This is a genomic window from Oceanobacillus sojae, assembly GCF_900162665.1.
GTDB classification, from domain to species: Bacteria; Bacillota; Bacilli; order Bacillales; family Amphibacillaceae; genus Oceanobacillus; species Oceanobacillus sojae_A.
In genome coordinates, this window is the sequence record NZ_LT727812.1 from 923,279 (window position 1) to 936,354 (window position 13,076).

At 38.2% G+C, this 13,076-nt stretch carries 15 protein-coding genes; 3 read left to right on the forward strand and 12 right to left on the reverse strand.

The window, feature by feature from the left end; genetic code table 11:
* Positions 1–274: 274 nt before the first annotated feature.
* Positions 275–1,624: a CoA-disulfide reductase gene (locus BN1068_RS15405; protein ID WP_077603712.1), complete on the forward strand. Its 1,350-nt coding sequence runs from the start codon at positions 275–277 to the stop codon at positions 1,622–1,624.
* Between the two features lie 86 nt (positions 1,625–1,710).
* Here the strand turns inward: BN1068_RS15405 and BN1068_RS15410 are convergent, their stop codons facing one another.
* From BN1068_RS15410 to BN1068_RS15435, 6 genes are all read right to left on the reverse strand, one after another.
* On the reverse strand, positions 1,711–2,379 hold the full coding sequence (locus BN1068_RS15410) for a hypothetical protein (RefSeq protein ID WP_077603713.1): 669 nt from the start codon (positions 2,377–2,379) through the stop codon (positions 1,711–1,713).
* A 381-nt stretch (positions 2,380–2,760) separates the two neighbouring features.
* Positions 2,761–4,650, reverse strand: coding sequence for an ABC-F family ATP-binding cassette domain-containing protein (locus BN1068_RS15415; RefSeq protein ID WP_077603714.1), 1,890 nt, complete (start codon positions 4,648–4,650; stop codon positions 2,761–2,763).
* A 28-nt stretch (positions 4,651–4,678) separates the two neighbouring features.
* Positions 4,679–4,864, reverse strand: a complete 186-nt coding sequence (locus tag BN1068_RS15420; protein ID WP_077603715.1) for a hypothetical protein — start codon at positions 4,862–4,864, stop codon at positions 4,679–4,681.
* A 171-nt stretch (positions 4,865–5,035) separates the two neighbouring features.
* A complete protein-coding gene (locus BN1068_RS15425; protein ID WP_077603716.1) occupies positions 5,036–5,662 on the reverse strand; it encodes an HAAS signaling domain-containing protein in 627 nt (208 codons plus the stop codon).
* Between the two features lies 1 nt (position 5,663).
* Positions 5,664–5,996, reverse strand: a complete 333-nt coding sequence (locus BN1068_RS15430) for a PadR family transcriptional regulator (RefSeq protein ID WP_077603717.1) — start codon at positions 5,994–5,996, stop codon at positions 5,664–5,666.
* Between the two features lie 154 nt (positions 5,997–6,150).
* Positions 6,151–6,648, reverse strand: a complete 498-nt coding sequence (locus tag BN1068_RS15435) for a TlpA family protein disulfide reductase (RefSeq protein WP_254846809.1) — start codon at positions 6,646–6,648, stop codon at positions 6,151–6,153.
* A gap of 119 nt (positions 6,649–6,767) precedes the next feature.
* Between BN1068_RS15435 and BN1068_RS15440 the strand changes: the two genes are divergently transcribed.
* On the forward strand, positions 6,768–7,754 hold the full coding sequence (locus BN1068_RS15440; RefSeq protein WP_077603719.1) for a P1 family peptidase: 987 nt from the start codon (positions 6,768–6,770) through the stop codon (positions 7,752–7,754).
* Between the two features lie 82 nt (positions 7,755–7,836).
* Here BN1068_RS15440 and BN1068_RS15445 read toward each other — a convergent pair whose 3' ends face one another.
* From BN1068_RS15445 to BN1068_RS15455, 3 genes are all read right to left on the reverse strand, one after another.
* Complete coding sequence (locus BN1068_RS15445) at positions 7,837–8,748, reverse strand: RluA family pseudouridine synthase (protein WP_077603720.1); 912 nt, start codon at positions 8,746–8,748, stop codon at positions 7,837–7,839.
* An 84-nt stretch (positions 8,749–8,832) separates the two neighbouring features.
* On the reverse strand, positions 8,833–9,063 hold the full coding sequence (locus tag BN1068_RS15450; RefSeq protein ID WP_077603721.1) for an excisionase family DNA-binding protein: 231 nt from the start codon (positions 9,061–9,063) through the stop codon (positions 8,833–8,835).
* Entirely contained in the window at positions 9,064–9,351 is a 288-nt protein-coding gene (locus BN1068_RS15455; RefSeq protein ID WP_077603722.1) for a GNAT family N-acetyltransferase, read from the reverse strand.
* A 173-nt stretch (positions 9,352–9,524) separates the two neighbouring features.
* Here BN1068_RS15455 and BN1068_RS15460 point away from each other — a divergent pair, with 173 nt between their 5' ends.
* On the forward strand, positions 9,525–10,397 hold the full coding sequence (locus BN1068_RS15460; protein WP_077603723.1) for a GNAT family N-acetyltransferase: 873 nt from the start codon (positions 9,525–9,527) through the stop codon (positions 10,395–10,397).
* A gap of 105 nt (positions 10,398–10,502) precedes the next feature.
* On the opposite strand, the gene BN1068_RS15465 is transcribed toward BN1068_RS15460, so the two are convergent.
* The 3 genes from BN1068_RS15465 to BN1068_RS15475 form a co-directional block, all read right to left on the reverse strand.
* Positions 10,503–11,099: a peptidoglycan-binding domain-containing protein gene (locus BN1068_RS15465; RefSeq protein ID WP_077603724.1), complete on the reverse strand. Its 597-nt coding sequence runs from the start codon at positions 11,097–11,099 to the stop codon at positions 10,503–10,505.
* Between the two features lie 302 nt (positions 11,100–11,401).
* On the reverse strand, positions 11,402–11,932 hold the full coding sequence (locus BN1068_RS15470; protein ID WP_077603725.1) for a thermonuclease family protein: 531 nt from the start codon (positions 11,930–11,932) through the stop codon (positions 11,402–11,404).
* Between the two features lie 46 nt (positions 11,933–11,978).
* On the reverse strand, positions 11,979–12,932 hold the full coding sequence (locus BN1068_RS15475) for a D-2-hydroxyacid dehydrogenase (RefSeq protein WP_077603726.1): 954 nt from the start codon (positions 12,930–12,932) through the stop codon (positions 11,979–11,981).
* Positions 12,933–13,076: the final 144 nt, after the last annotated feature.

Here is a 13,076-nt window from a genome sequence, read left to right on the forward strand (position 1 = left end):
TAAAAATGACACGGCGAATTTCTGCGTTGATAAGCTTTCTCCAATACTCACGTATTATAAAGCATACGCTCCGTTTGGAGAAAGCTTATCGCCTTGAACTTCTTGGTCCTTTTCACCGTACTTTTTGAACACGCACTTTAATTACGACATTCAGGTTTCATATTTACTTTTACAAATAAATTACTTTTCGATTAAGGCAATTTGGGGAACTATTATATTAATGAATGAATTCTAAGATATTTCGACAAGCTATTTCGAGAGGGGCTATTATATTATGGTAAATAAAATTGTAATTGTCGGTGGTGTTGGCGGAGGCGCTACAGTTGCAGCACAAATACGGAGAACTGATCCTGATTCAGAAATTCATATTCTTGACCGCTGTGGGTACATTTCCTTTGCTAATTGCGGCATGCCCTATTATTTAGGCAGAGATATTACCGATAGAGACCGCATTATTTATTCCGAGAATGATTTTGCAGAGAAATATAATATTTCTATTGAAACCTATGCTGAGGTTACACATATTGAAAGGGAAAAGAAAACGGTTTTTTTTGAAAAAAATAGTAAACCTTATGAAATGGATTATGATACATTAATTCTTTCTCCAGGAGCGCGGGCCGTTATGCCAGATTTACAAGGGATTCAATCCAATACTTTTACATTGCGCACTATTGAAGATATGGATCAGATAGAAGCATTTATCTCAGAGGAAAAACCAAAAACAGCAGCGATTATCGGCGGGGGCTTTGTCGGCCTGGAGATGGTGGAGAATCTGCATAAGCGGGGACTGCCGTGCTCCCTTATTGACCATTCAGCGCATGTAATGAAACGCTTAGATCCTGATATGGCCAGTCATGTAGATGAACATTTAATAGAAAACGGGGTTGAGCTTTATCTAAACGATAAATTAAAAAGCTATTCCAATCACGGCACGACCCTGCATCTTCAAAGCGGAAAAACGATTCAGGCAGATATGACCCTTATGGCTGTCGGTATCACGCCGAACTTGAAGCTTGCAAAGGATGCAGGACTGGAATTAGGAGAAACCGGCGCCATCAAAGTAAATAAAGTCATGCAAACGAATGATCCTTCTATTTATGCACTAGGCGACGCGGTGGAAGAGGTTGATTTCATAACCAAAAAACCGGCACATGTCGCTTTAGCCTGGCCAGCACACCGGCAGGCATTTGTCATTGCATCACATTTAAATGGAGAAACTATTCAGCGTGATGGTATTTTAGGTTCCTCTCTTTTCCGGGTCTTTGATTTAACAGTGGCTATTACAGGTCAAAACAGCCAGGCATTAAATGAATTAAATATTCCTTTTAATTCTGTTACTTCAAAAGGCTTTTCCAATGCAGGATATTATCCCGGCTCAGAAAAGCTTTGGATGAAAATTGTATATGATCCGAAATCAGGGCAATTAATGGGAGGCAGTGTTATTGGAGAAAAAGGGGCTGATAAGCGAATGGCTGTATTGGCTACCGCCATTAAAGGCAAACTTACAGTTGATGATTTAACAGACCTGGAGTTAGGATACAATCCTATTTATTCGGGTTCCAAGGATGCTATCAATATTTTAGGTTACAAAGCGCGTGAGCAATGGAAAAAATCAAACAGCTAAACTGATAAAATCATGTAAAAATCCGGCTGAATTTTACCCAGCCGGATTTTTACATGAAATAATTTTTTAAGATAGCTGCTTTCAGCTTAATGATCTTCAAATTGATAAACCAGTTCATATCTGGTCTCATCTAATAGTTCAGCAACATGAACCCGGACACCATGACCAAATACAATCTCATCGTCTGTCATCGCAACGATCATAGCACGGGTATTATTATGGATATCCAAATAAATATCACCGACAGCCGGCTTCAATGTATCATCATTTTCTGCTAAATAAGAAATAGATTCATCCTGAAGCTGCTTTTCTTCTGGAACAAGGGTCTTATCGAAATAAGCAATTTCCTGGCTTGCTTCCGATTTTCCCGGGACCATCACAACGTATTCACTATGCTTCACGCCATTATCGCGCGTTGTAATTACATTCCCATCCTCTACTCGCTCTACCTTCTCAATTTCATTTAATGAATAATGATCCAAGAAGTCTGGAGTAGGCTTCACAATTAAAATATAATCACCGGCTTCCGGCTTTGCATATTGATCAATCGTGTATCGCTTTCCATAAAAAATAAATGTATCATTATGCTTCGGACGATAAAAGTTAATTTCTCTTGCTGTCGTTAATACTTGTTTCATATCTTTCAGCCGATACATATGAACAGATTTTTTAAACATAGGCTTTACAGAATAAACCTTATGCAATTCATTCTCAAAAAATACAAATTGCCCTTTTCTCACTTGAAAAAGCTTCATTAAATAACCTCCTTGATTAATCACTTCCAAAATAAGGTACACTCTTCTTCTCTGTATTCCCTTATACTCGTAAAAATGAAACATATAAAAAGCTTTCTTTTCCATTTGGATAAGCTGCAGACTGTTTAAATTGAAGAGCAGGGACTGGCTATTGTTTATTTTTCACGAAGAAAGAAGTCCCTCCAGCGCAATGATGCGATATGCCTCTTTACACTAGACTTCCTTTACTTATCTGGTGATTTCAAACGTAAGTATAACATGGCAAACACACGAATGCTACCCGGATTTTGCATCTGAACCTGCAAATTTATTATATTGCGTTATTATCGGCCGCATCTTGTTGTAAGTTGATACAAGTTCATTATATCGTGCACACAATTATTATGCATTACCAGATTCAAAACTCTCCTTTAACAGGGACAGTTCTTCCCAGCGCTCCATTTTTTCTTCTAATTTCTGTTCTACTTCCTGCTGCTCTGTAAATAAAGGCTGCACCTTTTCTATATTACTTCCCGCTTCAGCAATTTCCTGTTCAATTTCACCGAGGCGCGCCTCCAGCTGAGTAATTTCATCCTCTATTGTTTCCCATTCCCGCTGTTCCATGTAAGATAGTTTCTTTTTTGTTTTAACTGCGGTATCAGGCTTCGTTTCTTTTGCAACAGCCGTTTTCATTTGTTTTGGAATAGAGTTGGTTTCTAAAAACTCGCTATAATTGCCATAGTAAACCGATACCTCCCCTGCTCCTTTAAACACAAACAGCTTTTCCACAATCCGGTCTAAGAAATAACGATCATGCGACACCGTAACAACGACACCAGGGAATGTTTCTAAATACTCTTCTAAAACAGCCAGCGTTTGTGTGTCTAAATCATTTGTCGGTTCATCTAAAAATAAGACATTTGGTTCATGCATCAGTACTTTAAGCAAATATAGCCGGCGCTTCTCTCCTCCTGATAGCGTACGTATATAAGACCATTGCTGTGCTCTCGGGAATAAAAATTGCTCCAGAAGCTGTTCAGCTGTAATAACATGTCCATCTGCTGTGTGCATCACCTCTGCTACTTCTTTAATATACTCAATAATACGTAAAGTTCCATCCAGATCCTCATCATCCTGTGTATAGTAGCCGACCCGGACAGTCTCTCCAACTTTTACATTTCCCTTATCAGGTAAAATACGTTCTGCCATAATATTGAGTAAAGTCGTTTTCCCGGTGCCATTAGGTCCGATAATACCAATTCTGTCACCCGGAATAATTTGATATGAAAAATGGTCAATAAGCGTCTCTTGATCATAGGTTTTTGAAATATCTTCCAGCTCGATTACGTCTTTTCCCAGCCGTTTTGATCCAGCCTGAATAGCAAGATTCTCTTTTTTCGTATCAAATTTCTTTTCTTTCATTTCTTCCGCACGTTCCACACGGGCACGCTGCTTCGTTGACCTTGCCTTTGCTCCCCGTCTCAGCCAGGCGAGTTCACGCTTTAATGTATTACGATGCTTTTGTTCATCACTTATTTCCTGTGCTTCTCTTTCTGCTTTCTTTTCTAAAAACAGCTCATAATTTCCTTCATAGACATACAGATTTCCTTTATCCAGTTCAAAAATACGGTTCGTTACCCGGTTCAGAAAATAGCGATCATGCGTTACTAATAAAATAGAACCGCGATAGCTCTGTAAATATCTCTCCAGCCACTCTACCGTTTCGTGATCCAGATGGTTTGTCGGCTCATCTAATATAAGCAGATCCGCAGGCTGAATCAGTGCTTTGGCGATGGCAACTCTTTTTCGCTGACCGCCGGAAAGCTCATGAACCTTTTTATCAAATGCAGTAATCCCGAGCTTTGTTAAAATAGTTTTCGCATTCGCATTAGCTTCCCATGCTTCTTCCTGATCCATCTTTTGCTGCAGCTGCAATAGCTGTTGCTGAAAAGATTCTTTTTCCGGGTCCTTTTCCAGATTCAACATAGCCTGTTCGTAAGCACGCATCAGCTTCATCTGTTCCGATTCTCCATAGTAAATTTGTTCAATCACCGTCAAATCTTCATAAAGCACTGTTTCCTGTGCAATATATTCAATCTGATAATCCTTCGCGTGTTTCATTTCTCCCTGGTCCGGTTCATCTATTCCTGCAATAACTTTTAAAAAGCTTGATTTCCCGGTTCCATTGACACCAATTAAGCCGATCCGTTCAAATTCACCGATAGATGTATTTATATTTGTGAAAAGACTTTTATCTCCGTAGGACTTGCTGATATTTTCAATACGTAGCATAACGCATCACTTCCTTGTAAAAGATGGATTATTGCTGATTCGACTCTTTCTTCCCCCGAACCCATGTTTTGATTATTAAAACGATTAGTAATAAAAGCCACGAAGTAACTAAATAGAAGATCAATTGGCTTGCATTGCTCATGTCCTGAAAAAAAGTAAGCAATCCAGCCCATATAATGAAAATAATCGCAAATTGTCCAAGCAGTAATTTCATTTTAATACCCCCTCTGGTTTCAGCTTATCTATATACTATTTACAAATTCAATTCTAAAAAAATGCCTAACGTATATTTTATCGTATACGCAGGCATATTTCTATCTATATTCATCATTCTTATAAAAGAAACTGTACATTCAATCATACATACCTGAGTAACGCCTTATCTTTATCTAAATTCATAAAAGTCCTTCTCTGCTTTCTGAGCTATTTTCTTTGAAAGAAGAGCACAGATCAAAAGCAGCAGCCAGTAAGCTGCCATATAATATATCCATGTTAAAGCAAGATAACTTTGTTCGCCGGTATTCCACCAAAAGAAAAGAAGAGACACTGGAAAATACAAAGATAAACAGATTTTCGGAAAAAATTTAATTGTTTTTATTTCAATTATCCGCCAATTTCTCTTCAAAAGTACCGTTATGATTCCACAAATAATTAAAATCAACCCAAACGAGATAAAAGCTGTATCTAATTCTCTTCTTAAAATAGGGATAACAGCCTGTGCAAAACCCGCAAAACAGAATACTGAAAAGAACACAAAAAATGTAGGCTTATTTTGTATTTCCTTGTCATCATACTCCTCCACCATTTCCAGAGATAAGGACTTGGGAGTTTTAAAATCCGTCAACACTTTAGCTACCGCCTGATTATCACTATACCCTTCTTCTTTTAATTCATTTACTTTTTCATTTAAATGCAGGTCAATTTCCGCTACGATATTATCCCGGTCTCTTTTAGGCAAGACATTCAGGTATCTGGCCAGTTCGCTTAGATAATCATTTATTGTTGCGTTCAAACTAATCACCGCCCTTAATAGAAAGAATCATTTCCGCCGAATAATGAAATACTTCTAAACGTTTTTCCAAAGCAGCTGCTCCTGCTTCTGTCAGCTGATAATATCTTCTCCGCAGACCTTCTTCAGGAGTATCCCAATAAGAATAAGTCCACCCGCTTTTTTCCAGCCGTTTTAAAATAGGATAGATAGCTCCATCTGATAATCCAAGATACATAGTGTCTTTTAAAGCAACAGTTAACTCATAACCATAATACGCCCGCTCTTTGATTATCAACATAATCATTAATTCAATAATTCCTTTTTTAAATTGCAGCTGCCACTTATCCGTTTCCATGTATTTCACCTCTTCCTTAATTATATCGCGTAAAACACTATATGGCAATGACACATATATGTCAGCATGACTTAATATCCTGCTTCACGCATGGCAAAACAAGCAGACTTCCTTATAGACCAAGGGAGTCTGCTTGTTTTATACTTTTTAAATGTTATTCTGTTTTACTCATCTGTTCAAACTGCTTTACCATCTGCTTATAGCTTAATGCCCCAAATGATTTAAATTGAATAATCCCGTCAGCATCCACCATATAGGTCATTGGAATTGGCTGAATACGATATAACGTACTGACCTCTCCTTCTTTATCTAATAAAACAGGAAATGTCAGCTCTAATTCCTGTAAAAAATGATTCACTTGCTTCGTATTCAGCTCTTCATTTGTTAAGTTTACAGAAAAAATAACAGGATCATGCTCCTGATAGAACTGCTCCATATCCGGCATTTCCTGGCGGCAAGGCGGACACCATGTTGCCCAGAAATTAATCATCACCGGCTCGCCCCGGAAGTCTGATAATTGCCGTGTTTCTCCCTCAAGTGTTTCCAATTTAAAATCTGGTGCCTTATCACCAATTTCCAGCCCTTCCTTTACATCATCTGCACTGACAATATTTATTGTTAAAAAAAAGAAAAAAGCACTGAAGAACAACATTCTGATCAAACTTCTCCTCATATTATCACCCCATTTTTAATGTTTCCGAGATGCCTTATTCCATACAAGGGATAATTGATTTGTTATAATTTAATTAAAAATGAAAGGTTTTGAATGAAATGACTTTGCCAAGAGGAGAAAAGAATTGCATTACAGATGTTGAGGGCGTTCAAGTCGGACATGTTACGCTGTATGAGCATTTAAATGATAAAGAAACCATTTGCACTGGAGTTACAGCTATTTTGCCCCATACAGAAAACTTATTTCGAAAAAAGGTAATTGCTGCAAACAGTGTTATTAACGGATTTGGAAAAACAGCAGGTTTGGTGCAGATGGATGAGCTTGGTGTTTTAGAATCACCAATTATGCTGACAAATACATTAAGTGTCGGTGCTGTCATGCAGGGAGCTTTAACTTACATGCTGAATGAAACAGAGGAAATCGGGGACACGACCGGAACAATTAATGTAGTAGTTGGAGAATGCAATGATGGTTATTTAAACAGTATTCGTCTTCAGGCGGTAAAACCGGAGCATGCTATCACTGCCATTCAAGGCGCAACAAATGAAAAGATTGCTGAAGGTGCTGTCGGCGCAGGAACTGGTATGCAGTGTCTGGGCTATAAAGGCGGGATTGGTACTTCATCGAGAATAATTGCTGCTGAAAAAGATAATTATACATTGGGCGCCCTGGTTGTAAGTAACTTTGGCAGACGTGAACAAGCTTTGTTTACCAGTAATTCTAAAGAAAGTCCGGATACACCGGATGGATCCATTATGATGATACTTGCAACAGATGCTCCTTTTTCTAATCGTCAGTTAAAGCGGCTGGCAAAGCGTTGTGTTATCGGCCTCGGAAGAACAGGAAGCACGATAGACAATGGAAGCGGTGATATTGCAATCGCCTTCTCAACAGCTGCTAAAATGGATCATCATTCCGACGAAATAACGAGCTCTTTCACAATGGTCCGGGATGATCACCCAATCATGAATCAATTTTTCCAAGCCGTTGCGGAAGTAATTGAAGAAGCCATTTACAGCTCTTTACAGCAGGCAGAGACAACCATTGGACGCGAAGGAAGAAAATTAGAAAAAGCGCCAATTTAATTACGTATTACCTTATTTCACCATCTCTAAGTACGTAAAAAGCCATTGCCCTAATATCTCAAGAGTAATGGCTTTATCTATATTATTTAGATTTATGATAAAAAGAAGTTGGAACATCGGAACGGAAAAACATCAATTTATCTGTTCTTGGATGGTAAAGCGCCAATGCTTTTGCATGCAATCCTAACCGTCCAAGTATACGGCGATGTCCGCCGCCATATTGCTTATCACCAACCACTGGATGGCCAAGCTCCTGCATATGAACACGGATTTGATTCTTTCTTCCTGTTTCCAGTTCTACCTCGAGTAAAGAAAATTGCTGATTTGATTGAATGACCCGGTAACGTGTCGCTGCACGCAGTCCGTCATTTTTTACACGGCTGGAGTACATTTTATGTGTCGAGCTTTCTTTTAACCAGGAAACAATATAGCCTTTTTCTTTTGGAACCTTTCCTTCAACTAAAACGACATAGGTTCTCTCTTTAACAATATCTTTCCAATTATCCTGAAGTTTACGCTTTACTTTCTCACTTTTCGCAAAAACCATGACTCCAGAAGTTTCCTTATCCAATCGATGGACAACAAAAATGCGATTCATTGGATTTTCCTGCTTCACATAATCCATCAGCTGATGAAAGGCTGTTTGACGTCTTTCTTCCTTTGTTGCAATAGAGAGAAGCCCGGCTTCCTTATCAATGACAATAATATCTTCATCTTCATAAATAATGGACATTCCAATAAAGACTTCTTGTTTTACAGCTTCTTTATTCTTTAATATTTTAACAACCTGTCCCTTTTCCAGCATGTAATTATGCTGGGTTTGTATACGATCATTCACGGAAACCTGCCCTCTGGTTAAAATAGACTTAACTGAATTACGGCTGCGATTTTCTAAAACCTCCCTTAAAAAAGGAAATAATTCCTTGGATTCCGTAACTTCATAAGTCAAATATGGGGCGGGCTTTTTCGATCGGGGACGTTTTTTGTTTTTCATTTGAAAACTCCTTTAATGTTTTGCTGTATCGATTTTCTTTTTATTTCAGAGAATTATTTGTATATTCAGCCTTGTGGATCAAAATTAATCTTCATCCTTCACATCAATATCTTCTGGAATTGGTTCGTCCAAATACGCTTGTACTAATTTCCTGTATTTCTCAACCTGCTCGAAGTATGTTGTAAATTGATTTCTGTTGATTAAATAGTTCTCCCCATCATAAATTGTACGGATTTTACCCTGTAACACATATGCCCGTACAATAGATTCATCTATAGATAAATATGCCGCTGTCTCTTTAATTGTCAGATACATTTAAATAAATTGTTTTTGAAGGACGTCATGATACGCTTCATTTTTCTGCATTTGTTTTTTTGCAAACGGGCATAAAGGGATAATATATTTATCATTTTCTCTTGCATATTGAACAACATGCTTCAGTAACTGTTGAGCAATTCCTTGGCTTCGGAGTTCTTTTGCCACATACGTATGATCAATAACCAGACGATTTGACCCTGATTGAACAAAAGTGATTTCTGCTTCCGGATCCCGGATGTCCTCCCCAACATAAAATTTAGTTTCTCCTTTATGAATTGTAGCCATTTTAGCCCTCCTAAATCACAACATTATCTTTCATTATACTCTTTCAGGTTTCTTGTCTCAAGATATTATTTTTGTAAGCGTTTTAAATATTGAGAAATTACGCTCTTTTTCTTCAATTGAATTGCTGGACGAATCTTTATATCTCTTTTTATAATGAACTCTGAGGTGATTTTATGAATGCTTTAATCCGACAATTATTACCATCAGATAAAAATTTAATGGCGGGCATGCATACAGGTATAGCAGATGATTATATTATACGTATTTTCGAAAGATTATGTACTGGAAACCATATACTTTTTGGATATTTTATTCATAATCAGTTAGTAAGTACAGCCGGTTACACTACATTCGGGTCTGAATTTGCAATGCTCGGAAAATTAAGAAGTGATGTCCGTTACCGGGGCCATGGTTATTCAAAGCAATTAACAAAATATGTACTTGACCAGGCATTTCAAACAAAGGAGCTGCAATGGATAGGAGCAAATACACAAGCCGATAATACACCTGCACAAAAGGTATTGAATCATATTCATTTGGAAAAGGAAACAGCATTTTACGGATGCACAGCAAAGAAGCTTGATGTATTGCTGAATAAAGAGCCCGGCTGGCAGGAAGTAACGCAGACAGAATCGAAAAATAAATTACTCAATACATATCACATTGCAGAGAAAACCTTCTTTCCGCTTGAATGCTACTACCCGTTTCCAAGCTCACCAAAGCTTTTTCAAAATGATCAGATTAAAAGCTGGCGTTTTTTTCAAGAGGAAGATCTTTCCCCTTTAATTACAAAAAAGGATATTAAAAAAGAGACATATCTTCACGCAGTATATCCGTTTGAGGATTTATTTCATCGTAAAGGGCTGTGGGAAACCATTGCTGAAGCACAAAGAGACTTACAAAATCAATGTCCTGATGAAGAAGTCCTTGTTTGGATTGATATTCCTGCTTCCATTATAGACCAGCTGCCTGAAAATCATCCATTTGTATTAGATTCCCCATGGCTGTTATATGGGATAGACCGGGATACGTGGTTAAATAAATAAGTCTACATACACTGATATAAAAAAAGATTTTCGTATCCGTAATATGGATGCAAAAATCTTTTTTATTTGTATTCTTATTTCTTCCGGGGAAAAATTAACCCGACTTTATTTTGGAGGTTCTGATTCCAAAACATCACCATTACTGTAGACATGATAATATCCTACTGTTCCGGTTCCTCCATTATCTATTAATGATTGACTGGAAGCTTTCAAAATATAAAATACTTTCCCGTCTTCTTCATATAATACACCATCACTGCTAAATATTAGATCTTCGTTATCCAGCTTATTTTCTGCAAGACTGACGGCATCATCTACTGTGAACTGGTCTTCACGTTCTTCAAACAATAACGCTGTCCAAGTTTTTTCTCCTACAATTCCATCAGCTATTAAATCATGATCTGCCTGGAATTGTCTCACCTGTTCTTCTGTCTTGGGACCAAATATACCATCGGCTTCAACTTTCAACCCAAAATGATTTAGTTTTTCCTGTACCAATTGAACTTCTAATCCAGAATCAGTGTTTTCCAGGGTGGGCTGATGCTCTGGAGCAATATCTAATAACGGCTGTAATTCTTCTGAAACATCAGGGTGCTCCTCTGCCTGAACTGCCTCTCCGCTTGAGGCTGATGCTGATTGAAACGGAAGTGGTGCTATGCTTAAGGCGATTAACGACGCAGCTGCAAACCATTTCTTCTTCATAAAATAGAGCCCTCCTCTAAAATTTGTTACATTATACCAGTACCACCCAATTTATAAACGAAACCTTATACATTATTAATTAACTTAAATGTAACCTTCATGCAATAATCAGATAAACCCAACTTCTCTTCAACTACGAGTATCTGCTCGTCTCCAGACTAATAAAGGAAAATCTAAACCATCATTTAATTTCTCTTTACAAGAAGTCAAAAAGGTTCAGATTTTCCATTGTATATAAATTATTTGATTTTCAGTCAAGTCACTCTGTTATTTACAAAACCTTATGCTTTTTCTGCCCCCGCTTAATATTCATGAAACCGGCTTTCCGCATAACCTGGTATGGACCAGATATTTTCTTCATTTCCCTTCGCTTCTTCCTGTGCTTCCTCTAACTCTTCCAGGTACTTCGTATTTGGCTCATAAACGAAAGCAACTCTTGCATAGCCTTCTTCTACTAATATCTGATTAACATTTTCATCATCCACCCAGATATAAGCAAGCATCCGGTCATAATCATCCCGGTCCGGGCTCCCTCTTTCCAATTCGACAGTCTCCCCTTCCGGCATCAGTTCTTTGGCAAAGTCACTTGCCTCTTCACCGAACGGCTGTACTTCTGTATCAGGTTTTACACTTTCCGGGGTATCAATTAAGAGCAGCCGAACCCGCTCTCTTGTTCCATCTTCCAAATGCACAATTACTGTATCTCCATCCACTACCCGTTCAATAGTTACAAGCTCTCTTCCCTCTGCCGGCTCACTGTCTTCTAAAAAATCAAGCATCCCGCACCCTGTTAACATAAACAACAACACGAGCAAAATAAGTATCTTTTTCATTTCCTGCATCCTTACTTTTATCAAAATTCTCTTTTTAACCTATTATTTAATATCCGCGATCATGCCGATATAGATTAATTGATGGTGATTCTCCATTTAAATAGCTTTTTAAATTCGGAATAAATATATCTTCAATGACACGCTGATTATAAAATTCTGTTGCTCCGGCCGTATGCGGGGTCAGAATAACATTCTCCATCTCCCAGAGGGGGCTGGCATTATCTAGTGGCTCATTTTCAAATACATCCAGTCCGGCGCCGGCAATTTCGTTGTTCTGCAGTGCTGCAATCATTGCCTTTTCGTCAACAATCGGTCCACGTCCAATATTGACAAAGAAAGCATCCTTTTTCATCTGTTTAAATTGTTCCTCACCGATCAGATGACGTGTATCCTCTGTCAATGGTAAAGTAACAACAACAAAATCACTTTGTGGAAGCACACTGTCCAGTTGATGAGGCTGATACATTTCATCTACGTATTCCGCTGCTTTTCCTGAATGACGCACGCCAAGCACCTTCATTCCGAAAGCTTTTGCTATTTTAGCTGTTTCTTGCCCTATTTTCCCGGCACCAAGCACTGCAATCGTCTTATTATGTATTTCACCGCGAAGCTTTGCATGATGCCAAACCTTCTCTTGCTGCTGTCTGACATAGGTATGAATCAGTCTGGTAAATCCAAGAATATAAGCAAAAATTGTTTCAGATATTGGATAGCTGTGAACCCCGTTTGCACTTGTCAGCATGATCCCTTTCCCATCAATTTTGTTCAGATTTAAGGAATCTACACCAGCACTCCAGGACTGCACCCATTTCAGCTGATCACTTTCCAGGTACGTGCTCTCTTTATCCTTTTGCCAGTTAACAAGGATTTCTGCTTTTTTGAGAATATCATCTGGGAGCTCTTTTCCTGTATGAATATCCCAATCTGGAGCAGCCTTCTGAATTTCTTCTACATACTTATCCTCCAGGTTTAAATGAATTGCCATTGTCCGTTTAGCCATACATCCTCCTATCCGGCACCATTTTCATAACAAATCATGGTACCTGTCTCTATATTATTATATTTATCTTAGCAATTGCTTCTCCATATCGCAACGACTGCGCATTCTTTGTATTTTTGTAAAAGTAGTAATACAATGTGAACG